This is a genomic window from Flavobacterium sp. SH_e, from assembly GCF_025717045.1.
Classification (GTDB): domain Bacteria; phylum Bacteroidota; class Bacteroidia; order Flavobacteriales; family Flavobacteriaceae; genus Flavobacterium.
Genome location: NZ_JAOVZN010000003.1, coordinates 355,172 through 380,920, shown reverse-complemented (window position 1 = coordinate 380,920; position 25,749 = coordinate 355,172). Strand labels below are relative to the sequence as shown.

The 25,749-nt window shown below is 34.1% G+C and carries 15 protein-coding genes; 14 read left to right on the top strand and 1 reads right to left on the bottom strand.

The annotated features are described in order from the left end of the window. The first annotated feature begins 269 nt into the window (after positions 1–269). Positions 270–446, top strand: coding sequence for a histone H1 (locus tag OD917_RS06480; RefSeq protein ID WP_008467640.1), 177 nt, complete (start codon positions 270–272; stop codon positions 444–446). A gap of 130 nt (positions 447–576) precedes the next feature. Here the strand turns inward: OD917_RS06480 and OD917_RS06475 are convergent, their stop codons facing one another. After that, on the bottom strand, positions 577–1,617 hold the full coding sequence (locus OD917_RS06475) for a GntR family transcriptional regulator (protein WP_263522739.1): 1,041 nt from the start codon (positions 1,615–1,617) through the stop codon (positions 577–579). 387 nt (positions 1,618–2,004) lie between these two features. On the opposite strand from OD917_RS06475, the gene rhaT reads away from it, so the two are divergent. From rhaT to OD917_RS06410, 13 genes are all read left to right on the top strand, one after another. Continuing rightward, positions 2,005–3,054 (top strand): L-rhamnose/proton symporter RhaT, encoded by a 1,050-nt coding sequence (gene rhaT / locus OD917_RS06470; protein WP_263522738.1) that lies wholly within the window; start codon positions 2,005–2,007, stop codon positions 3,052–3,054. A 27-nt stretch (positions 3,055–3,081) separates the two neighbouring features. Further along, positions 3,082–5,226, top strand: coding sequence for a bifunctional aldolase/short-chain dehydrogenase (locus tag OD917_RS06465; protein WP_263522737.1), 2,145 nt, complete (start codon positions 3,082–3,084; stop codon positions 5,224–5,226). Between the two features lie 416 nt (positions 5,227–5,642). After that, positions 5,643–6,917, top strand: a complete 1,275-nt coding sequence (locus OD917_RS06460) for a TIM barrel protein (RefSeq protein WP_263522736.1) — start codon at positions 5,643–5,645, stop codon at positions 6,915–6,917. Positions 6,918–7,047: 130 nt separating this feature from the next. Beyond that, on the top strand, positions 7,048–8,409 hold the full coding sequence (locus OD917_RS06455; RefSeq protein ID WP_263522735.1) for an FGGY-family carbohydrate kinase: 1,362 nt from the start codon (positions 7,048–7,050) through the stop codon (positions 8,407–8,409). 96 nt (positions 8,410–8,505) lie between these two features. Continuing rightward, entirely contained in the window at positions 8,506–9,246 is a 741-nt protein-coding gene (locus OD917_RS06450) for a (Fe-S)-binding protein (RefSeq protein WP_263522734.1), read from the top strand. A gap of 165 nt (positions 9,247–9,411) precedes the next feature. Continuing rightward, complete coding sequence (locus OD917_RS06445; protein ID WP_263522733.1) at positions 9,412–10,812, top strand: lactate utilization protein B; 1,401 nt, start codon at positions 9,412–9,414, stop codon at positions 10,810–10,812. Next, on the top strand, positions 10,805–11,392 hold the full coding sequence (locus tag OD917_RS06440) for a lactate utilization protein C (protein WP_263522732.1): 588 nt from the start codon (positions 10,805–10,807) through the stop codon (positions 11,390–11,392). Before OD917_RS06445 ends, OD917_RS06440 begins: the two co-directional genes overlap by 8 nt. A gap of 200 nt (positions 11,393–11,592) precedes the next feature. After that, a complete protein-coding gene (locus OD917_RS06435; RefSeq protein ID WP_263522731.1) occupies positions 11,593–15,624 on the top strand; it encodes a two-component regulator propeller domain-containing protein in 4,032 nt (1,343 codons plus the stop codon). A gap of 633 nt (positions 15,625–16,257) precedes the next feature. Continuing rightward, complete coding sequence (locus OD917_RS06430; protein WP_263522730.1) at positions 16,258–17,655, top strand: hypothetical protein; 1,398 nt, start codon at positions 16,258–16,260, stop codon at positions 17,653–17,655. Between the two features lie 46 nt (positions 17,656–17,701). After that, positions 17,702–20,713 carry a SusC/RagA family TonB-linked outer membrane protein gene (locus OD917_RS06425; protein WP_263522729.1) on the top strand — a complete coding sequence of 1,004 codons (3,012 nt, stop codon included), beginning with the start codon at positions 17,702–17,704 and terminating at the stop codon, positions 20,711–20,713. A 12-nt stretch (positions 20,714–20,725) separates the two neighbouring features. Then, a complete protein-coding gene (locus OD917_RS06420; protein WP_263522728.1) occupies positions 20,726–22,327 on the top strand; it encodes a RagB/SusD family nutrient uptake outer membrane protein in 1,602 nt (533 codons plus the stop codon). A 1-nt stretch (position 22,328) separates the two neighbouring features. Continuing rightward, entirely contained in the window at positions 22,329–23,966 is a 1,638-nt protein-coding gene (locus tag OD917_RS06415; protein WP_263522727.1) for a glycoside hydrolase, read from the top strand. 120 nt (positions 23,967–24,086) lie between these two features. Further along, complete coding sequence (locus tag OD917_RS06410; protein WP_263522726.1) at positions 24,087–25,670, top strand: glycoside hydrolase; 1,584 nt, start codon at positions 24,087–24,089, stop codon at positions 25,668–25,670. Positions 25,671–25,749: the final 79 nt, after the last annotated feature.

Sequence of the window (25,749 nt, the reverse complement as noted above, 5' to 3'; positions counted from 1 at the left end):
AACAAATAGAAGTACTTTCAGACAATATGTGAAAGAAAATTTTATTCATTGCAACACTTTCTACAAAGCCTTAAAACAGGAATGTTTTGAAAGTTGTGATAATAAGTATTTGATTGTTAATGTATTGTGTTTTGTGATGTTTTAGAAAAACAAGAAGTCAATTTATTGTAAAGAAAATGAATGAAAAACTGCATTAAATTTAACAGCAAAATTGTTGTAACTATCACACAAACTTTTATTTTTGTGGCTTAATTTAACAATATATAAGCATGAAAGATTTATTAGTAAAAATCAACGCCGAAATTGAAACATTCAAAGCTGAAGCAGAATCTTTAACTGAGAAAGGAATTAAAGCTGCTGGACCAAGAGCACGTAAATCGACTTTGGAAATTGAAAAACTTTTAAAAGAGTTTAGAAAAGTTTCTATCGAAGAATCAAAAAAATAATACAACTAAAACCTCGTCAATCGACGAGGTTTTTTTATAGTTTTTTATTTAAAAAGAAATATAAGAAAGTTTCATTATTCCCAAAGAGAAGAAACCTTTGTTCCTATGAACATCTGTAACTTTGTCCCTCTTAAATAGAATTTCTATCAATAAAATTAAAAGGCACTTTTACCTGACCTTTTTCTTTATTCAAGATCATTCGAGCAGCGGTTTCTCCCATGATATTAAAATCAGTTGACATTACTGTAATTCCTAATAATTCTTTTAGAGGTGTATCGTTGTATGAGATTACTCCAATTTCTTTTCCTAAAACAAATTCCTCATCGCGAATTTGCTTCATTAGATTTACAAGGTCAGATTCTTCGATTGTGATAAACAAATCGCCTTTTTTCAAAATCATATCATCATAAACTTCACTCAGAATCTCAAAATTGATTTCGTGTTCGACGCAAAATTTTCTAAATCCGTGTAAAATTCTTCTCGGATACGGGTAAACCGCTTTATCTGGATAAACAAGAATTAATCGTTTGTATTTTGTTATTTTAGAAAGACCTTCTTTTAAAGCATTATAAATATCATTTTCGAAATCCTGATAAATTTTAATTACTTCATCACCAGCGCCCAATTTGATATTATCTAAAATCACTAATTTCTCTTGCGGAATGTTTTTTATCGCAGCAACAACTTCATCAGTAAAACTTAAGTGTTTCAGTTCGTCTGTTTTGAAATGCGTTGTAATCACATAATAATCATAAGCGCCCTCAAATTTGTCTAAAATATTCAAAAACAGAGTTTCATCACAATGATAAATTTGGAGATCAACGTGTGCATTAGCTCCTAAAGTATTAATAAATGAACTATAAGTTTTCATTTTATACGAGCTCAGCTTATTGGTCAAAAACAAAATATTGACTTTAGATTCAAGTTTAGTTCGGGTAATATAATAGCCTTTTCCTCTAATCGAAGAAATGATCTTTCGTTCCTTTAAAATATTATATGCCTTTTCTACAGTATCGCGAGACATATAAAATTCTTCGCTGAAACTATTTATAGAAGGAATTTTTTGATTGATTTTTAAATTTCCGTTGGCGATGTTCTGAAGAATAGAGTCAACAATTTGTTTGTATTTAGGAACTCTCGAATCTTCGTCTATTTTAATAAGTTTAATCATGTTCATTTGAGGAAATCTGCTTCGTATTGCAACGAAACTCACTTTAAAATCTACTTTTATTAAAAAAAATCTCTTTAATCAAATAATCTTACGAGCAAAATTATTTTACTTATCAAAAAAGAGAATTTGCTAAGGCTTGTAATCTTTTTTTTATAATTTCTAAATTTTAACCCGAATGCGGATTCAATAATTACGAAATCGATTGCTAAAATAGCCATTTTAAATTTATTTACCCAAAAATTGCTGGTTGTTATTTCTAATAATCTCTAGTTTTAACAAAAAATACGAAAACCATAAAGGATAGTACAGGACAGTTTTCTTTTTTACATTCTCTTATTTTACAAAACCAAATCACTAACAAACCTAACCTAAACCAAAAACAATAATATGGAATCATTATTAGGAATCATTTTTCACTCTATCGGAGGATTTTCTTCGGGTAGTTTTTATATGCCTTTTAAAAAAGTGAAAGACTGGGCTTGGGAAAGCTACTGGCTTGTAGGAGGATTTTTCTCTTGGCTAATTGTTCCTCCAGTTGCCGCTTACTTAACGATTCCAAATTTTACAGAAATTATCGCAACGGCTTCTCCATCAATAAAATCTTTTACTTTTTTAATGGGATTAATTTGGGGAATTGGCGGTTTAACTTATGGTTTGGGTGTTCGCTATTTGGGAATGTCATTGGGAAATTCAATTACATTAGGATTCTGCTCTGCATTTGGAGCTTTAGTTCCATCAATTTATTATGATATCGTTCCAACAGAAGGAAAAATTTCATTTTCTCACATGCTTACTAATACTGGCGGTCAGATCGTTTTATTGGGAGTTGTGGTGTATCTTATTGGAATTGCAATTTCTGGAAAAGCTGGAATGCTAAAAGAAAAAGATTTTGCCACTGGTCACGAAGATAAAGACAAAGACTTCAATCTGGTAAAAGGTTTAATTGTAGCGGTGATTTCAGGGATTTTAAGCTCATTCTTTAATTACGGAATTGAAGCAGGGAAATCAATGGCAGAACATGCTGTTATAAATGGCGCAAATCCGTTATTTCAAAACAACGTGACTTATGTTGTTTTGCTTTGGGGAGGACTTACAACCAACTTTATCTGGTGTCTTTATTTGAATTTTAAAAACAAATCAATTAAAAATTATACTGATAAATCTACTCCAATAACCAAAAATGTTTTGTTTTCTGCTCTTGCAGGAACTATGTGGTTTTTACAGTTTTTCTTTTACGGAATGGGAGAGAGCAAACTAGGAAATGGTGCCAGTTCATGGATTCTTCATATGGCAACCATCATTTTAACAGCAAATTTTTGGGGTTTTTATTTGAAAGAATGGAAAGGAGTTTCTAAAAAAACATTAAGGACTTTTTTCTGGGGAATCGGGCTTATTATGCTAGCGATCGTTTTGGTAGGAATTGGTAACTCATTATAAATACAAGAAATAATTTTAAAATACTATATGTCGAATACAAATACAATTAATAATATGAATTTTAAGCATGTAAGCTACCTTTGGGATGAAGCTAAGGCAGCAGCATTAGCAGGTGATGAAGTAGCGCTTTTTATTTATCGTTCTAACTTGTTAGGAGCTGATTTAAGATTGACCAACTACGGCGGTGGAAACACTTCTGTAAAAATTACAGACAAAGATCCTCTTACTGGAGAATCTTCTGAAGTAATGTGGATTAAAGGTTCTGGTGGTGATATTGGAACGTTGACAAAATCAGGTTGTGCAGCTTTGTATTTGGACAGACTTCGTAATCTTGAAAACGTTTACAGAGGTATTGAATTTGAAGATGAAATGGTAGAATTATTCAACCACTGTATTTTTGATTTAGCTTCAAAAGCGCCTTCTATCGATACGCCTTTGCATGGTTTTCTTCCATTCAAACATATTGATCACTTACATCCAGACGCTGCAATTGCTATCGCTGCTGCGAAAGATGGAAAGAAAATCACAGAAGAATTATTCAACGGAGAAATCGGTTGGGTGGGCTGGCAGCGTCCAGGATTTGATCTTGGTCTTCAGTTGAGAGCTTGTTTAGAAGAAGCAGAGAAAAACGGTAAAAAATTACGCGGAATCATGTTAGGTTCTCATGGTTTATTTACTTGGGGAGATACTGCGTTTGATAGTTATATTAATACGCTGGAGGTAATCGAGAAATGTGCTTCTTACTTGGAAGATAATTACGGAAAAAAACGTCCAGTTTTTGGAGGAAAGAAAATTGACAGTCTTCCGGAAGCAGACCGTAAATTAAAAGCAGCAAAAGTTGCTCCAATTTTAAGAGGTTTCTGTTCATCAGAACGTCAAATGATTGGGCATTATACAGACGATGAAAGAGTTTTAGAATTTATTAATTCTAATGATTTATCGAAATTAGCTCCATTAGGAACATCTTGTCCAGATCACTTTTTACGAACTAAGATTAGTCCTTTGGTTTTAGAATTAGATCCAAACGAAGATTTATCAGATGTTGCGGCAGTTAAAGCAAAATTAACTCCAGCTTTTGAAGCATACCGTGCAATGTACAAAGACTATTACAATGCATGTAAAAAATCTAATTCACCAGCAATGCGTGACCCAAACCCTGTTGTGATTTTATATCCTGGAGTGGGAATGTTCACTTTTGCTAAAGATAAAACAATGGCACGTTTAGCATCTGAATATTACATCAATGCCGTAAACGTAATGAAAGGCGCTGAAGCAGTTTCAGAATATACTTCTTTACCGCACCAAGAAGCTTTTGACATTGAATATTGGTTATTGGAAGAAGCTAAATTACAGCGTATGCCAAGACCAAAAGCATTATCTGGAAGAGTAGCTTTGATCACTGGTTCTGCGGGTGGAATTGGTAAAGCTATCGCTAAGAAATTTGCTCAAGAAGGTGCTTGTGTTGTAATTAATGACATTAACGAAGAACGTTTGCAAGGTGCTTCTGAAGAGTTTGTAAAAGCATTTGGAAAAGATGCAGTTTCAAGTACTTTATTGAATGTTACTGATGAAGTTAGCACAGAAAAAGCCTTAGACGAAGCTTCTTTAGCTTTTGGAGGTGTTGATATTGTGGTGAATAATGCAGGAATCAGTATTTCAAAATCTATTGCAGAACATACTTTAGAAGAGTGGGATAGATTATACGATATCTTGGTAAAAGGACAATTTATTGTTTCTAAAGCCGGAATCGAAGTAATGCGTAAACAAGGTTTTGGAGGAGATATCGTAAATATCGTTTCTAAAAATGCAGTTGTTGCAGGTCCGAACAATCCTGGTTACGGTTCGGCAAAAGCTGCTCAAGCGCACTTAACACGTTTAATGGCTGCCGAACTTGGAGCAGACAAAATTCGTGTAAATACAGTAAATCCTGATGCAGTAATTTCAGATTCAAATATTTGGTCTGGAGGATGGGCAGAAGGTCGTGCAAAAGCATACGGAATCACAGTTGAAGAACTTCCGGCTTACTATGCAAAACGTACGTTATTAAATGAAATCATATTGCCAGATGATATTGCCAATGCTTGTTATGCTTTTGTTGGAGGTTTACTACGTAAATCTACAGGGAACGCATTAAACGTAGACGGCGGCGTAGGCATGGGCTTTTATAGATAAAGATTGTTTAGGTTTTTTATATAAGTTTGTTTAAGCAAAAGTGGTTTTTTGTGGTCTAGCGTTCGAATTCTTTCGAACGTTAGATTTTTTTAGCATATAACAATTCGCTTTAACAAAGAAAACTTATCAAAAAAGTGAAGTAAAACCAGAGTTTAGTTGCTATAAAATTTTTAAGTTGAAAAATAGTAAACATATGAAAATCATAGAACGCGGATGACGCGGATTCGCTATCACGAAAACGCCGATTGACACAGATTTTTTTTAATTACCTTTTTTAAAAATCCGTTTTTTTTCTGCGTCTTCGCGATAGCGAATCCGTAGAATCAGTGTCAAAAATTTCGGTATTATGTTGTTAAAAAAATATACTAGAAATATAAAAGTTATATCTTGTAAACTCTATTAAAATATCAATAACTATGTTAATCTCATCAAACCACATCGAATCTCATAACGAAGATTTAATCAAAAAACACCAAAATAAATTAGTTTTTACAGCATCAGAAATAAATGAAACAGAAGCGATTATTCAAAAATTAATCGACTTTCAAATCGCAATTCCATCTTGGGCTTTAGGAACAGGAGGAACAAGATTTGGACGTTTTGCAGGTGGAGGTGAACCTCGTTCTTTAGAAGAAAAAATCGAAGACGTTGGATTGCTTCACAAATTAAATAATGCTTCAGGAGCTATTTCACTTCATATTCCGTGGGATATTCCAACAAATTATAATGAAATAAAAACATTAGCGGCACAGCACGGATTGAAATTTGATGCGATGAATTCGAACACATTTCAAGATCAGGCAAGCGCTGAACACACTTACAAATACGGTTCTTTACAAAACGTAAACAAAGCTGTTCGTAAACAAGCAATTGCACATAACATTGAAGTAATTAAACACGGAATCGAATTAGGATCTGAGTCTTTAACAGTTTGGTTGGCTGATGGTTCTAATTTCCCAGGACAATTAAACTTCAGAAAAGCGTACCAAAATACATTAGAAAGTTTAGAAGAAATCTACGATGCATTGCCATCAAACTGGAAATTATTTTTAGAATATAAATGCGCTGAGCCAAACTTTTACTCAACTACTGTAGCTGATTGGGGACAGTCTTATTCTTATGTGAAAAAATTAGGTGACAAAGCACAGACTTTGGTAGATTTAGGTCACCATCTTCCAAATGCTAATATCGAGCAGATTGTTTCTTTATTGTTGATGGAAAACAAATTAGGAGGTTTCCACTTTAACGATTCAAAATACGGAGACGACGATTTAACAGCTGGTGCATTAAAACCATACCAATTATTCTTAATTTTTAATGAATTAGTAGAAGGAATGGATGCAAGAGGAATGAATCACGCCAAAGATTTAGGCTGGATGATTGATGCTTCTCACAATATTAAAGATCCATTGGAAGATTTATTGCAATCTGTTGAAGCAATTATGATTGCTTATGCACAGGCACTTTCTGTTGACAGAAAAGCATTAGTACAAGCTCAAGAAGAAAATGACGTAGTAAAAGCACAGGAAATTCTTCAAAATGCTTTCCGTACAGATGTTCGTGCACTTGTTGCTGAAGCTCGTCTTCGTTCTGGAGCGGCTTTAAATCCAGTAGCATTGTATCGTTCTATTCAGGTAAGACAAAATCTTATTGAAGAAAGAGGTTTAAAAACAATGGCAACGGGATTATAATTTGAGATATTAAGTTATTAGTTACGAGTTATTCGTTAGGAGTTTTAAGCACAGAATATTGAACTTTTCAGCATACCTAACGAATAACTCTTAACGAATAACCCATAACTCCTAACTTCTAATTAAAAAAATGAATGTAGTTGCGATTTTTGATATTGGTAAAACAAACAAAAAGGTTTTTTTATTTAATGAAAATTATAAAATTGTCTGGGAAAAATCAGTTAATCTGGAGGAAACAAAAGACGAAGATGGTTTTCCTTGCGAAGACATAAACGTTCTTCAGAAATGGATTTTAGATCGATTAGAAGAAATAAAAGAATTAACTGATTATGTTTTAAAAGCCATCAATTTCAGCACTTACGGAGCCAGTTTTGTTTATATAAACGAAAACGGAAAAGTTTTAACTCCTCTGTATAATTATTTAAAAGATTATCCAGAGGAATTAAAATCTGATTTTTATAAAAAGTATAAGGGAGAAGAAAAGTTTGCCGTAAAAACAGCTTCTCCAGTTTTAGGGAGCCTGAATTCCGGAATGCAGATTTACAGATTAAAAGAAGAAAAACCTGAATTGTTTCAAAAGGTTAAATATTGTTTGCATTTACCGCAGTTTTTGAGTTTTCTTTTGACCAATGAAGCTTACGCTGATATTACAAGTATTGGTTGTCATACCAATTTGTGGAATTTCAAAAAAATGAAATATCATAAATGGTTAAAAAATGAAGGAATTGATGCTAAATTACCTCCAATTTATTACGGTAAAGATGTTATAAGAACAAAAGAAGGATTGTCTATTGGTACAGGACTTCATGACAGTTCTTCAGCAATAATTCCTTATACGATAAACTTTACAGAGCCTTTCGTTTTATTATCAACTGGAACTTGGAGTATTTCTCTAAATCCTTTTAATAATAAACCATTAACCTTTGAAGAGTTACAGCATGACTGTTTGTGTTATATGCAATACACAAACAAACCTGTTAAGGCAGCACGTTTGTTTGCAGGAAATGAGCATGAAGTACAAACCAAAAGATTAGCAGAACACTTTAAAGTGCCAATTGATACTTATAAAGAGGTTTATTTTGATAAAAAAATTACGGCAAATTTACGTTCACTGAATTATCAGATTTTCTATCCAAAGAAATACGATTTTGATATTCTGAAAGAATGTCCGTTCCAGAAGAGAGACTTATCACAGTTTAAAGATTACGAAACTGCTTATCATCAATTAATGTTGGATTTGGTAGAACAGCAGTTTTTCTCTACTAATTTGGTTATTCAAAATAGCCCAGTAAAAAAGATTTTTGTTGATGGCGGATTCAGTAAAAATTCAATTTACATGAATTTATTAGCAGAAGCTTTTCCGGATGTGGAAGTTTACGCGGCTTCTATGGCTCAAGCAAGTGCTTTGGGAGCAGCATTAGCGATTCATGAAAACTGGAATCCAAAACCAATTCAGAACGATTTAATTGACTTGAAATTCTATAAACATTAGGTAAAAACGGTCTGTATGTTGTAAATTTGCTGAGAAACGTAATTTTTACATTTTTTACCTTACACGCCTAATGAACAACACACTAAATATTACAATATGAAAATTGGACTTTTTATACCTTGTTATGTCGACCAATTTTACCCAAAAGTAGGAATTGCAACCTACGAATTACTACAAAAATTAGGTTGTGATGTCGAGTTTCCCATGGGGCAAACCTGCTGCGGACAACCAATGGCAAACAGCGGTTATGCTCATTTAACTAAAGGATGTGATACTAACTTCATCGCTAATTTCTCAGGTTTTGATTATATCGTTTGCCCTTCTGGAAGTTGTGTTTTGCATGTGAAAGACCATTTGCACGACGAAAAACAAGAAGAAAAAGCAACAGCAATTCGAAATACAGTTTACGAACTTACCGAGTTTATCACTGACGTTTTAAAAATCGATCATATAGACGGAAGATTTCCGTTTAAAGTAGGAATGCACGTAAGCTGTCACGGTCAACGTGGATTGAAGCTTTCGCAGATGTCAGAATTAAATGCGCCGTTTTTCTCTAAACCAGAACAATTATTGCATAGCATAAAAGATCTAGATCTGGTTGCTTTAACTAGAAAAGACGAATGCTGTGGTTTTGGAGGTACATTTTGCGTGACTGAAGAAGCTGTTTCTGTAAAAATGGGACAAGATCGTATTAAAGATCACGAAAGTCACAATGTGGATTATATTACAGGAGGTGATATGTCTTGCTTAATGCATTTGGATGGAATTCTTAAAAGACAAAAAAGCAGAATCAAAACCATTCACATTGCTGAAATATTAAATTCACTCGAAAACTAAAAATAAATGTTGAGTATAAAATTTAACCGCAAAGTGCGCAAAGTTTTACGCAATGTTCGCAAAGTTATTTTTTATCCTTGCGCACTTTGCGTTTTTTTCTTTGCGCACTTTGCGGTTAAATAAATTACTATAAACATTTCAAAATTGACTTTTAAATAATTAAAAATGTCATCAGAAAAAATAATACCGCACAGCGAAGCCGCAACAATATTTAATAAAGATGTAGAACGTGTCAATTGGCATGATGAAACACTTTGGTTTGTTCGCTCTAAAAGAGATAAATCAGCGCACCAAATAGCAGATTGGGAACTGCTTCGCGAAACGGCTTCTCAAATCAAATTTAATGTGCTTTCTAATATTCACGATTATTTAGTTGAATTTGAAGCTAATGCGCAACGAAACGGAATAATTGTACATTGGGCTGCCGATGCCAAAGAACACAACGAAATTGTGCATTCAATCATGGCAAAACATGATGTAAAGCAAATGGTGAAATCCAAATCGATGCTTACAGAAGAATGCCATTTGAATGATTATTTAGCCGAAAAAGGAATAGAAGTAATTGATTCTGATTTAGGAGAATATATTGTTCAGCTTAGGAAAGAGCCGCCAAGTCATATTGTACTTCCGGCGATTCACTTGAAGAAAGAAGATGTAAGTGAAACTTTCCACGAACATTTAGGTACAGAAAAAGGAAATTTCAACCCGCAATATTTAACAGAATCTGCTCGTCATAGTTTGAGAAATACTTTCCTAACAAGAAAAGTAGCTTTAACTGGAGTTAATTTTGCAGTTGCAGAAACTGGTGAATTTGTAGTTTGCACGAATGAAGGAAATGCCGATATGGGCGCGCATTTAGCGGATGTTCACATCGCTTGTATGGGATTCGAAAAACTGATTCCGAAAAGAGAACATTTAGGTGTTTTTCTGAGATTATTGGCGAGAAGTGCAACAGGACAACCAATAACGACTTTTTCAAGCCATTTTAAAAAGCCAAGAGACGGAAAAGAAATGCATATCGTAATTGTTGACAACGGAAGAAGTACACAATTAGGAAGAGAAGATTTTAGAAATTCATTAAAATGTATTCGTTGTGGTGCTTGTATGAACACTTGCCCAGTTTACAGACGAAGCGGCGGACACAGTTATCATAATGCGGTTGCGGGACCAATTGGGTCTATTTTGGCACCAAACTTAGATATGAGCAAAAATGCCGATTTGCCTTTTGCCAGCACGCTTTGTGGTTCATGTACGAACGTTTGTCCAGTAAAAATTGATATTCACGATCAGTTATACAAATGGCGTCAAGTTTTGGTTAAAGAAGGTCATACGCCAAAAGCTAAAACTATTGCGATGAAAACAATGGCTACTGTTTTGGCAAATCCGACAGTTTTTAATATTGCTGGAAAATCTGGACGATTTGTAATGAAGAATATTCCAGGAATGGTTAATAATAAAATGAACAAATGGTACGATCAGCGTGAAATGCCAGATGTTCCAGAAGAATCTTTTAGAGAATGGTACAAGAAAAATTCGCGAGAATCTAAAGAAAAAGGAAATGAGTAGTAAAGGCGAAATTTTAAAAAGAATAAAAGCAAATCAGCCCCAATTAGTTTCAGAACTACCAGATTTAAATCTTTTAGGTTCTGAACAATTTGATGTTTTAGAAACGTATAAAACGGTTTTAAAAGGAATCGGTGGAGATCCTGTTGAAGTTGCGAATTATGATGAAATAATCAATTACATCAAATCCAATTATAATTTAGAGAAACGATTGATTACGACACTTCCAGAACTTTCAGAAATTGCTTCATTAGATTGGAAAACCGTTGATCCGCATTCGCTTCAAGATGTTGAGTTAACGGTTGTAAAAGCACATTTTGGAGTAGCAGAAAACAGCGGACTTTGGGTTACGGATGATATTTTAGGTCAGCGTGTTGCGCCTTTTATTGCACAATATTTAGCAATCGTAGTAAATAAAAAAGATCTGTTGCCAACGATGCAGCAAGCTTATGATAGAATTGGAAACATGGAATACGGTTTCGGAACTTTCATCGCAGGTCCGTCAAAAACGGCTGATATCGAACAGTCTTTAGTTCTTGGAGCTCATGGTGCGCGCGGATTGATCGTGTTTTTATTGGATTAAGGACTTTTTTCGGTTTTTTATTTATGAAAATATTCCCATAGAATTTAATGACAGTAGGGAATACTTTATTAAAAAATAAGCGTAAAGATAAAATCTCAATTAGAATGCAGAAAGTTTGTGACTTCTGCATTCTTTTTTATAAAATTTCCCTAAAATTAGCTTATAATTGTACTTATTACAAGAATATAAAAAAGTACATTTTGAAGCATTTTGTTCTAAATCTTCTACTGCTAATAGGGTTTTCTTCCTTAGGATATTCGCAGGATTATCCCGTCAAATTTCTTGACATATCAGACGGTTTGTCTAATAATTCCATTATAACAATTTATCAAGATAAAGAAGGTTATATGTGGTTTGGAACCTACGATGGTTTAAACCGATATGACGGATATAATTTTAAGGTTTTTAGAAACAGAATCAACGATAAAAAATCACTTTTATTCAATACAATCTACAATATTGAAGGTGATTCTAGAAACAATATTTGGGTAGGAGGAACCAGCGGAATCTGCATTTACAATAAAACAAAAGCATCATTTCATACCGTTCAATATACATTGTGGGATGATAAACCAAAAGTGCTTCAAGATATTATACATCAGATGCGCTCCGTATCAGATAATTTGGTTTTGGTCGCTTCACAGAAATTAGGATTATTAGCTTTTGAAAACGGTTCTTTCACAGGAAAACATATTCCGCTAAATGCATTAGGGAACAGAATTACGATTTCTAATTATGATGCAATTGCAATTCAAGAAAATAAAGAGAAATCGGGATGCTGGATATACGTTCGCAATGTTGGAGTTTGCGCTTATAATTACAAAGCGAAAGACTTAAAAATTGTTTTCCCACTTTCGATTGGAGTAAAAGCCATGAAACTTTCTTCTGATGGAAATCTTCTTTTAGGAACAGATGAAGGTCTATTTTTAATGAATACCAAAACAGGTTCTATTTCCGAAAATTATTTCACAAATAAATGCAGTGTTACTGATGTTTTGGTAGATAAAAAAGGTAAAACCTGGGTCACGACAGACGGTTGCGGAATTTTCTATATCAATCCAAGCACTAAAAATCTTCTTTCTTATAATGAACAATTAGCCAAAAGTAATTCTGTTTGGAGTTTATACGAAGACAAATCAGGGAATAAGTGGTTTGGTTCACTTCGTGGCGGAATTAGTATGCTGAGCGATACGCCAAAATATTTCAAAAGTGTTCGCTATAATGCTAAAGATCCAGCAGATAACTTTATTTTATCTTTTTGCGAAGACGAAAAAAAGAACGTTTGGGTCGGTACAGATGGAGCAGGTTTAAAGTATTGGGATAGAAAAAATAATACGTACACAAATTATGGACACTCGTTTTCAAGCAGTTTTATAACGGGAATAGTTCGTGATAATAATAATGACATCTGGATTTCTACTTGGGCGGGAGGAATCAACAAAATAAGCAAGAGTAATAATAGTGTAAAACATTATTCTTGTTATAATCCGCATACGAAACAAACAGAAAAAAATATCTGGTTTGTGTTTAAAGATTCAAAATCAAATATTTGGGCAAGTGCTACAAATGAGGGAACGCTTTATCTTTTGGACCGAGATAAAGACACTTTTGAACTTTTTGATAAAAGAATCGATAATCTGCAATGCATGACTGAAACTTTAGATGGAAAGTTGTGGGCAGGAAATTATACTTCTATTTTATCTATTGAAAAAAATACTAGAAAAATCACTAAAAAAGCAATTGGAAATCCTATCAGATGTATTTACGAAGACAAAGACAAAAATCTTTGGGTTGGAACACAAGAAGGAGGTTTGCTTTTATTTGACCGAAAAATAAATACTTTTAAAAGATTAACAATCGATGATGGGTTGCCTTCAAACACTATTTTAAGGTTATTAGAGGATAAAAATGGAAATTTATGGATGAGCACTTATAACGGAATTTGCCGTTATGATAAAAAGAGCAAGACATTTCGTAATTTTTCTGTGAATGATGGACTTCAGAGTAATCAATTTAGTTTTAATGCGGGAATCAAACTTTCTTCTGGAGAATTTCTTTTTGGAGGCATAAATGGTTTCAATATCTTTTATCCGCAAGCTATAAAAGGTTTTAATCAAAAAAATAATGTACTGTTAACAGATTTCTATGTTAATAATCAGCTGATTGAAGAAAGTAAAGCTGAGGTTGATATTGATTCAGATAAAACGAAAGAAGTTAGTCTGGAATACGATCAAACGACTTTATCATTAGAATTTGTTGCTTTAGACTACAATAATGCAGATAAAATAAATTACGCTTATTTTCTAGAGGGCTGGGATCAGCAATGGAATTATGTGGGTCAAGCCCGAAAAGCAAATTATTCAAGATTGCCAGAAGGAAATTACACTTTTAAAGTCAAAACTACCAATTTTAAAGGTGGCTGGAATAAAGAAGTGAGTTTGGTTTCTATACAAGTTTTGCCGCCGTGGTATAGAACTTGGTGGGCGTATACGTTGTATTTAGCAGCAATTGGCGGACTTTTATTTTTATATCTTGATTACAATAAAAACAAAGAAAAATTAAAGTATAAGGTAAAAATCGCCGAGCTTGAAAGTAAAAAAGAAAAAGAGATTGCCGAAAAGCAGTCGTCTATGTTTACTTATATTTCGCATGAATTTAGAACACCGCTTTCGCTGATTATTAATCCATTAAAAAAAGCGGTTCAAAAAGAAATTGTAGAAAACGGTTCTTCGGGAAGCGATTTGGCAATTGCACATCGAAATGCAAGAAGACTTTTAAGTTTGGTAGATCAATTGCTTTTATTGAGAAAAGCCGAAAATGATGCCGATTCTCTTCGCTTATCGCCAATCAATGTAAATAATCTTTCGAATGAAGTGTATCAATGTTTTGTAAATCAGGCGAAAGATAAAAATATCAATTATCATTTTACAATTCCTGATCACGAAATTACCATTATTGGCGATTATGAAAAGATCGAAATTTCGCTATTCAATTTAATGTCAAATGCTTTTAAATATACGCCAATTGGAGGTGAGATTAATTTGATTGTGACAGAAAGTGATGAAGAGGTTTTTCTTGAAATATCGGATAACGGAGACGGAATCGATAAAAAAGATATTGATGTTATTTTTGAAAAATTCAAACAGATCAATTCGAAAGTTTCGGTAGGAACAGGTTTTGGTATCGGACTTTATATTGTTAAATATTTCGTTGATAAACACAAAGGTTCTGTAACCTGCAGCAGTGAAGCAGGAAAAGGAAGCACTTTTAAATTGACGTTTTTAAAAGGAAACAGTCATTTTGAAGATATTGAAATCACGAATGAAAAACCACAACGAAGCCAATTGTTTGACGAATTAATTCCAGATGAAATTGAAGAACCAATTTCAACAGTAACAACTTCAATTGCAGACAGCGATTTTAAAAAGACCATGTTGACCGATAAACGTACAGTTTTAATAGTTGACGATAATGCAGAAATTCGCGCGTATCTGATCAAATTGTTTGCTGATAATTATATTGTATATAGCGCTGAAAATGGAGAGGAAGGTTTAAAATTGACTAAAAAACATATGCCAGATCTTGTCATTAGTGATATTACAATGGAAGAAATGGATGGTTTGGAATTGTGCCGAAAAATTAAAGAGGACAGTGCTTTATCACATATTCCGGTTATTTTATTAACGGCATCTAAAAATCCTGAAACGCATTTGCAGGGAATTAATGAAGGCGCAGACGATTATATCACAAAACCATTTGATGACGATATTCTTACTGCAAGAGTAGAGTCGTTATTGAGAAACCGTCATAATTTGCGGACTTATTTCTTAGACAGTATTACATTAAAAGAAAATACTCAGAAAGTCCCTGTTGAATATCAAGAAATATTGAAAAAATGTATCGAGATTGTTGAAGCTAATATTCATAAAAAAGATTTTACGATTCGAACTTTTGCTCTTGAAATGGGAATGAGCCATAGAACGCTTTATACCAAAATCAAAATTATTTCGGGACAAACCTTAAATGCTTTTATTCGTTCCTTGCGAATTAGAAGAGCGGCGATGTTAATGCTGACAGAAGATATGAATATCACTCAAGCAGCTACTGAAGTTGGTTTTGAAGATCCAAAATATTTTAGACAGCAATTCGTAAAACTTTTTGGAATGACTCCTTCAGAATACATTAAAAAGTATAAAACGTCATTCAATTCTGACTTGAATATCATTAAATAATCAATAGCTTCAGTTTTAACGCTGCATAATTTGCTTCTTTTTTTAATGAAGAAGAGAAATCTTTTATTCAACTTAAACGTTTTAGTTGAAAAACTGCTGTTTTTTCAATAATTGTATATTTTGTAAAAAATCATCCATAATTTTTAATACTCTGTAAAATTTGTTCCAAAATAATAGTTAATTGCGATTTTGACCTCCTTTTTTTTCCAATTTACCCCTCCTTAAAAGTGTTATTTAAACATTTCTTTGCAGTAATAGCAATCGATAATTAGGTTATTGCTGTTAGTTATAAGTGTTAATTTCAAGATAGTTTATTATCTGTTTAAAGAGCTGAGCACTCTTTAAATTTTAGATCAGTAATGGTTGGTTTACATTACTTATCAGCCCGCAGTTTAAAAAAGATAAACTGCGGGTTAATTAAAAAAGACACTTATACGATTTGAAAGAAAATAAAAAAAGGAAATATCTAACAATTAACCAAACTCAATATAATATGAAAATGACCACATAATGATGTAATGCTGTTTTCCTCGCCTCAGAAAAAAAATAGCACAACCTCGAATAACCTACGAGAATAAAACAAACTTTCGCTTTAGAAAGAAAACTAACTAACCTAACCTTAAAATTAAAGAAATGAAAAAAAATGTATTTTTATTTTTTCTTGCCCTTTTTGGCTTTCTTGTAACCGGATGCCAAAATAATGATTCAGGATATCCAAGTTCTGATAACCCTACGGTGGTAGTTTCTACAAAAGAGATTTATGGAGCTCCGAGTAGAAAATTTGAAATTAAAGCTGCTCTTGCAGATGACTTAGGATTGAAAAGTGTAGAAATTCAGATTCCAGAATTATCATTGGATAAAGTAATTACTTTCGCAACAAATCCGCTTTTAAAATCTTACGATTTAAGTTACTTTTTTGAAATTCCTTCAGATAGAGGAACATCAGAAGCTTTCAAAATTAAATTATTAATTACAGACGTTTCAGGAAATGTTGTAACCGAAGAAATCAATTTGCGCCTTGATGGAGAATTTGCAGCTCCAACTATAACAATGGTCACGCCAAAAGAAGGAGCAGTTATTTTATTATCAACAAGTAACGAAATGCCAGTAAATTTTGTGGTAAATGACGATTCGGGAATTGATTACATTAATGTAAAATGTGAAGATTTAGGTATCGATGAAACGATTCAGTTAGAAGGTTCTCCACAATCTTATACATTCAATAAGACTTATACATTGCCAGTTACTGCGGCCAATTATGTTTTAACAATTACGGCTAAAGATAAATTTGCAATTCCAAATACAGGATCATTAGATGTTAACATTGTTGCAACAAACGAATATCCTGCAATTTATTTATGCGATCAGCCAAAAGGCACTAATCTTACAACAGACGCGGTTGGAGTTCCAATGTATTTCCACGAGAAAAATGGACAAGATTTCGAGTTCAAATATTATGCAGATACAGACAATAAAGAGGTTTATTTCTTAGGTCAGGAATCAGATTTTGCACCACACTGTTTTGGTCTAAATACATCTGGAGAATTGGTTGATGATGTTGCTTCAACTCCAATTATTTTACCAACAAAAGGATATTATATCATAAAAGTAAATCCAAACACACTTAAATATACAGCCGAGAAATACACGCCAACAAGCAAAGTTTGGGCTGATGTTGCAAATGGTTTATGGCATGATGATGAAGCATTGAGAAAACCTTTCGTGAGTGTTTGTGGTGGCGGAATCGACGGTGCTAACTGGGACACATGGAATGCATGGGTAGTTACAAAACTTCATTTAGCGAATAATGCAAGTAATCCTTACCAATTAGTTGGAGAATACACATTAACTGGAACAATGGAAGCAACATTTACAGGTCAGTGGTGGAGTCCATCATGGAGACTTATTAAAAACGGTATCGCAACTATGTCACCAGGAGAAAATGGTAATGCTAAATATCCTGCAGCTGCTGGAGTTTACAAAGTAGTTTTAGATACAGAATTAGAAAGAGTATTTATCACAAAAAAATAGTTGGTTATAACCCTGTTGTAACATTTAACAAATAAAACAGCTTAATATGAAATTTAAATATATAGGATTTTTTATTGCCCTTATGTGTACTGCTGTATCCTTTGGACAAATAAAAATAAAAGGTACTGTTAAGGATAAAGCCAATGTGCCGATTCCAGGAGTAAATGTGATCGTGAAAGGAACTTCAACATCGGCTGCAACTGATTTTGATGGAAATTACAGCATTAATGTTCCAAATAAAAATGCGCAGATTGAATTCTCATTCGTAGGTTTTAATTCTCAAGTTGTGCCAGTTGGAGATAAAACAGAGATTAGTGTAGTGATGCAAGAAGCGAGTCAGGCATTGGACGAGATTGTAGTTGTGGGTTATGCTGCCGTAAAAAAGAGTGACGTAACGAGTTCTATTTCTTCTGTAAAAGGAAAAGAACTACAGACTATGACTGTTGGTAATGTGACAGAATCATTACAAGGTAAAGTTTCTGGGGTTCAGGTTGTAGGAGCTGGAGGTCCGGGAGCACAGCCAAGAGTTTTGATTCGTGGTATTTCTACGATCAATTTAAGTACAGATCCGCTTTATGTAGTTGACGGAATTCCAATGGGAACAAGTATTAACTTTTTGAGCAATAATGAGATCGAATCTATGGAGGTTCTTAAAGATGCGTCTGCAAGTGCAATTTATGGTTCTCGTGCTTCGAATGGAGTTATCTTAATTACAACTAAAAAAGGTAAAGTTGGAAAAACAAGATTCAATTTTGATTTGAGTTCTGGTATGCAAATTATGAATAATCCATACAATATGGCTGATGCCGAAGGTTATGCAACGATTATGAATACAGCATATAACAATTCAGGATATTCAGATTATTTGCCAAATCCTTCTCAATACAGAGGAAAAACAACAGATTGGTGGAGAGCAGGAATTAGAACTGGTACGCCTGTAACAAATGCTTCTCTTGGAGTAACAGGAGGTTCTGATAAACATACTTATGCAGTTAGTTTAAACTATTACGATTCAGAATCTATGTACGGCATAGGCGGATGGGAGAGAATCACGATGAGAATTGCAAATGATTTTAAATTCTCTGATAAATTCTCAGCTGGAATTACTTTAAACCCACGTTATGAAACTTATGGTTCGCCAAGCAACTGGGCAGATTTTGATAAAATTGATCCAATTACACCAATCTATAAACCAGCAGATCAATTAACTGGTTTAGAAAATGAGTACAGTATTTATGCAAGATCTCCATCGTATGTTTGGAACCCAGTTGCAGCTGTAAAACGTTATGATGACTATACAGATCAGTACAATTTAAACACAAACGGTTATTTGCAATATACACCAATTAAAGGTTTGGTAATTCGTTCTCAAGCATCGATTGAAGTAGGTGATATCGTAAGAGATAAATTCAGTCCGGATTTTGTAATTGATGCTGCACACGAAAAAGCAGAAATTAACAGTGTCGAAAAATGGAATACTACAGATGTTAACTGGACTTGGCAAAATACAGCTACATACAATAGAACATTCGCAGAAAAACATAACGCGTCTTTGATGATTGGTAATACCATGGAAGAATACAACCAAAGTACACTTTGGGGATATGGTGAGGGAGTTCCAAACAACTCTGATTCGATGAGAGAATTAAATGCGGCTACTAAGAATCGTAACAGTAGTGGTACCAAAACATCAAGCTCTTTGATGTCATACATTTCTCGTCTTTCTTATAACTATGACGGAAAGTACTATTTCACAGGTACTTTTAGACGTGATGGTTCTTCAAAATTCATGGAAAACAACAAATGGGCAAACTTCCCTTCGGCTTCTGTTTCTTGGAGAATTTTAAATGAAGGTTTCATGGAATCTACAAAAGATGTTCTTAGTGATCTTAGATTTAGAGCTGGTTGGGGTAAAGTGGGTAATCAAAATTTACCAAGTGCGGTTTATCAATCAAATATAGGACAAGGATTTTATATCATAAATGGAGAAGTAGTTGATACATCATATCCATCAACAATGGCGAATAAAGATATTAAATGGGAAACGGTTGAAGATGTGAGTTTTGGACTTGATTTCGGATTATGGAAAAACAAACTTTCAGGATCTTTAGAATACTACGAAAAGAAAACAAAGGATATGTTGTTCTTGAAACAGTTCCCAACTTATAGCGGATTCCCTGGATATTCAACAATGTGGACAAACGTAGGTTCTATGAAATCTAATGGTATCGATTTATTGATTTCATATAAAGATAAAAAAGGAGATTTCTCTTGGGGTGCAGATGTGACTTTTACAACTGTAAATGTAAAAATGTTGACTTTATCTGCTGATGGCGAAAAACTATACGGTTCAAGCAACAGAACATTAACAGTTGAAGGTGACGAGCCAGGATATTTCTACGGATATGTCGCTGATGGATTATTCCAAAATCAAACAGAATTGAATTCTCACACAGATGAACATGGTACAAAATTGCAGCCTTACGCACAAGTTGGAGATATTCGTTTTAAAGACGTTAATGGCGATGGAAAATTAGATGATAAAGACAGAACAAAAATTGGAAGTCCGTGGGCAGATTATAATGTTGGTTTAAATTTAAATTTTGCTTACAAAGGATTTGATTTAGTAGCTAATTTCTATTCAAGTATTGGAAACGATCTTATAAACCAGAATATTTCAGATTTATACAATGGTGCAAGCTTAACAAACAAAGTAAGCGGATTAGATCAAATGGCTTGGCATGGTGAAGGAACTTCAAACTACATACCTCGTTTGTCTAAAGATGATAACAACGAAAACTTTACAAAGTTCTCTTCTTTTTATGTTGAAGACGGTTCTTATGTTCGTATGAAAAATTTACAAGTAGGATATTCATTCTACAACAAATTCGGACTAGATAAATTAAGACTTTCGTTATCAGGACAAAATCTTTGGACATGGACAAACTATACAGGAGTTGATCCTGAAGTAGGTGGTGGAGTTTTAGGATCAGGATTTGGAGGATGGAACTATCCGGTACAGCCAACAATTTTGATGGGTCTTAATGTAGCATTTTAATAAAAAACGATCATGAAAAAAATAATAGTATCAATAATAACTTTTTCTCTATTAGCAGTTTCTTGCAGCGATTTTATTGAAAAAGAAGAAAGAGGAACTCAAACTTTAGAGAACTATTTTCAGACTGTACAAGAGTGTGAAAATTATACAAACGAATTAACAAAAAGGTTGTTACTTCCTAGCGATTGGTGGACATTAATTGCTCCAAGAGTTACCAACGAAATGTCAACAGACGATGCTTGGATGGGAAATACAGGGCAAGATAGTGGTGCTCACAGACCGTGCTCGCAATATCTTATTACTCCAGATAACATGGGAGACATGAATAGTATTTATACGGCACATTATTATACCATTCAATCGGCTAATATTGGTTTAGAGAAAATGGCATTATCGCCAATTACAGATGCTCAGAAAGACCAATATATGGGAGAATCATTATTTGTTCGAGCATATTGCTACTACGAATTAGTGAATCTTTTTGGAGGAGTTCCAGTTTACACAAAATCATTAGGAACTGGAGATTTAACTTTAGAAAGAAGTACAGCTGAAGAAGTTTATGCTCAAGTTGAAAGCGATCTTAAAGAAGCGGCTGCGAAATTAGAAAATGCTCCAGTAGCTAAAGACGGAAGAATCAACAAATGGGCTGCTTATGCTTTATTAGCGAGAGTATCTCTATTTCAAGAAAAATGGGCTGAAGCTAAATTATATTCGAATAAAGTTATTACAGAAGGACCTTTTGCTCTTGAATCAGATTTCTTAAAGATCTGGGATGTAAACAATCATAACGGAATCGAATCTATTCTTGAAGCGCAATCATCATCTGTACAAGATAAATCTTTAGGATCTGCTCTTCCAACTTTATCAGGAGCAAGAGGAGAAGACAAAAAGAACTTTCCAAGTAATGATGCAGGAGACGTTCTTGACGGTTGGGGATGGTGTATGCCAACAAGTGATTTAGAAAACGCATATCTTTCTGAAAATGACGAAATTCGTAGAAGAAGCACGATTACAAAATGGGGAGAAGCAGCTTACGGAGATGAAGTTTTAAACCCAACACATAAATTCAGTTTAAATGATAATAAATCAGGACGTATTTGCCGTAAATATTATATTCCAATTGCAACGCGTCGTTCTTTAGATAAAAAAGATGGTCACTTACCACTAAACATTCCGTTGATTCGTTTGGCTGAAATGTATTTAACAAGAGCAGAAGCAAATTATCATTTAGGAGGAGATGCTTTAGCAGACATCAATGTGATTAGAGCTCGTGTTAAATTAGATCCAAAAACAGGAATTTCAGGACCTACTTTATTGAGACAAATCTATAAAGAACGTCGTTTAGAATTGGCTTTTGAGGGACTTCGTTTATATGATATTCGTCGTGAAAAAGATCCAACAACAGGAAGACCGGTAATCGAATCATTAATGGGACCAAATGGAACTTTTGTTCAGTATAACCTGAATTCTACAGATCCTTATGAAACAACCAACTTGAGAGAGCCACAAGACAAAGGAATCAATTTTGATGCGTCTAAACATTTATTATGGCCAATTCCGCAATTAGAAATTGACTTAAGTAACGGTTTAATCAAACAAAACCCAAATTATTAAGATGAGAATCTTTAATGCAACAAAAGTAAGTCTGCTGTGTGCAGGCTTGCTTTTAGCTAACACTTTATTGGTAGGCTGTGATTCTGAACCAAATAATTCAAATTCAGAAGATTCTACAGTGGCTAGTTTAAACGTAAATCTAGACATGAATCTTCAGACTATGGAAAGTTTCGGAGCTTCAGATGCTTGGCAATGTAATTTTATTGGAAAAAACTGGCCAACAGATAAAAGAAATAAAATTGCTGATTTGCTTTTCAGCCAAGGTTTAGATGCCGATGGAAATCCAAAAGGAATCGGATTATCATTATGGCGATTTAATCTTGGAGCTGGTAGCGCAGAACAAGGTGACGCAAGCGATATTACGGATGAATGGAGAAGATCAGAATGTTTTACTACAGACGGAGTTTCGTACGATATGACAAAACAAGCGGGTCAGGTTTGGTTTATGAAAGCTGCAAGAGAACGTGGTGTAGATAAACTTTTAGCATTTGCAAATAGTGCTCCGGTTTATTTAACTCGAAACGGAAAAGCATATGCTTCAATTAAAGAATTTTACAATTTAAAAGATGATAAAATGCCTGATTTAGCAGATTTTTGGGCAACTTCATTAGACAAACTTAAAACAGAACACGGTTTGACAATCGATTATGTGAGTCCGTTTAACGAACCGCAATACGAGTGGGACGGTACTGGACAGGAAGGTTCTCCAGCAACCAATGCTAATATTTACAGTTTTGTAAATGTTCTTTCTCCAAAACTGCAATCAAAAGGATTGGATGCTAAAATTGTAGTAGGAGAAGCAGGAGCTTATGAACCATTGTACAAAACGGTTTCAGGAAAGGAAAGCAGATCTAACCAAATTGATTATTTCTTCGCAGCTAATTCTACTAAAAATATTGGTGGTTTAAGTAATGTTAAAAAGACAATTTCTGGACATAGTTATTGGCAAGCTTGGCCCTTGAGCGAAATGATTTCATCAAGACAATCAGCAGCATCAAAAATTCAATCAGTTGGAAATGTTAGTCTTTGGTCATCAGAATATTGTGTTTTAGAAAGTCCAGGAACTGATGAACTTCCAGGCGGAGCTGGTTCAGGAAGAGATTTAGGAATGTCACTAGCACTTTGGACAGCAAGAATTATCAGCACCGATATTGCAATTGGAGGCGTTACGTCTTGGCAATGGTGGACAGCAATAAGCCGTGGTGATTATAAAGATGGATTAATTCACGTTGATGATGGAGCAAGCAATGGAGCAGGAAACGCTGATTATTGTAAAAACGATGGTTATATCAGAGATTCTAAAACGCTTTGGGCTTTGGGCAACTTTTCGTTCTTCGTAAAACCGGGAATGGTAAGAGTTCAAATTCCGAGTGTTGATAATTCAACTGCTTTAAATGATGTTATGGTTACAGCTTACAAAGATGCTGCAAATAAAAAACTGGTAATTGTTGCGGTAAACATCAGTAAATCAGCTAAAGCATACAAATTGAATCTTTCAGGAGGAACGGTTACCGATAATAAACTGACTCCTTATACCACTTCTGAAACTTTAAGTTTGAAAAAAGGAACTGCGGTAGATGCTTCGAATTTGGAAATTCCAGCGAAGTCTGTGATAACTTATGTAGGTAATTATAAGTAAGAATATGAAATTAACCGCAAAGACACAAAGAAAAGTCGCAAAGAGCGCAAAGCTTAAATTAGACTTTGCGTGCCTTGCGAAAACTTAGCGTCTTTGCGGTTAAAAAATAAAAAAAGAATAATGAGAAAAATATATATCTCGCTTTTATTGGTAACAACTTCACTGGCATTTGCGCAGCGAACGGTTACTATCAGCACAGATAATGTAGTGCAAACCATGGACGGTTTTGGAGGTTCTGATGCCTGGAGAACACAGTTTGTGGGTAAAAATTGGCCTGAACAGAAAAAAAATGCCATTGCAGATTTGCTTTTTAGTAAAGAAATCGATGCACAAGGAAATCCAAAAGGAATCGGACTTTCGATCTGGCGATTCAATCTTGGCGCAGGAAGTACAGAGCAAGGAGAAAATAGTAAAGTTTCGGACGAATGGAGAAGAAGCGAATGTTTTTTGAATGCTGACGGGACTTATGATTTCTCAAAACAAGAAGGACAAAGATGGTTTTTGCAGGCGGCTAAAAAACGTGGAGTAGAAAAGTTTCTTATTTTTACCAATAGTCCTCCAGTTTATATGACTAACAACGGATTATCTTTTGCCTCTCAAAAGAATAAACTGAATCTAAAAGATGGTGCGATTCCAAAATTTGCCGATTTCTTAGTTCAAAGTATTCAAGGATTGGAGAAAAAAGAGGGAATAAAATTCGATTATGTTAGTCCGATAAACGAACCGCAATGGGAATGGATGCCAAAACATGGAGATACCAATAGTCAGGAAGGAACACCAGCAACCAATCAGGAAATATATGATTTGACCAAATCACTTTCAGAAAAATTGAAAGCTAAAAAAATAAACACCGAGATTGTAATTGCTGAAGCTGCTCAAATTGATTATTTGTATGAAAATGTAAATGCCGAAAACCGTGACAATCAAATTGATTATTTCTTTGGAAACACCAAAACAAATGTGACTAAGTTTTCAAATGTAAAAAATTTAATTCTTGGGCATAGTTATTTTACGACATGGCCAGTTGAAAGACAAGTTTTAAGCAGAAAATTAATTGCTAAAGAAATTAAACAAAAACCAGGATTAAAATACTGGCAATCGGAATATTGTATTTTAGAAAATCCGGGAGAAGCAGAAATCCCTGGAGGTTCTGGCGGAGGAAGAGATTTAGGAATGCAAACTGCTTTATTTGTAGCGCGTTTAATTCATAATGATATTGCAGTGGCTAATGCAGCTTCGTGGCAATGGTGGACCTCAATAACAAGAGTAGATTACAAAGACGGCTTGATCTATCTGGATGACGGAAAAAGTAACGGAGGAACTGCTCCAGATTATGTGAGAAATGATGGAGAATTTCACGATTCAAAACTGCTTTGGGCTTTCGGGAATTATTCACTTTTTGTTCGTCCAGGAATGTTGAGAGTTGATATTCCAAACCAAAATGAATTGGACAAAGCCAACGATGTAATGCTAACCGCTTACAAAGATGCTCAAAATAAAAAACTGATTGTAGTAGCAGTAAACTGTGGAAAATCAGCTCAGCAATACAAATTTGATTTATCAAAAGGAACTTTGAAGAACAACGAGTTCACGCCTTACATAACTTCTGATACATCAAACCTAAAAAGAGCTGAAGTTCAAAAAAATGGTAATCTAGAAATCCCTGCAAAGTCTGTAGTGACGTTTGTGGGAGAATTGCAATAAGAATGAAATTAGTTTCAAGTTTCACGTTCAAAGTAAACCTGAAACCTGAAACCTGAAACAAAAAAAATTAAATAAACAA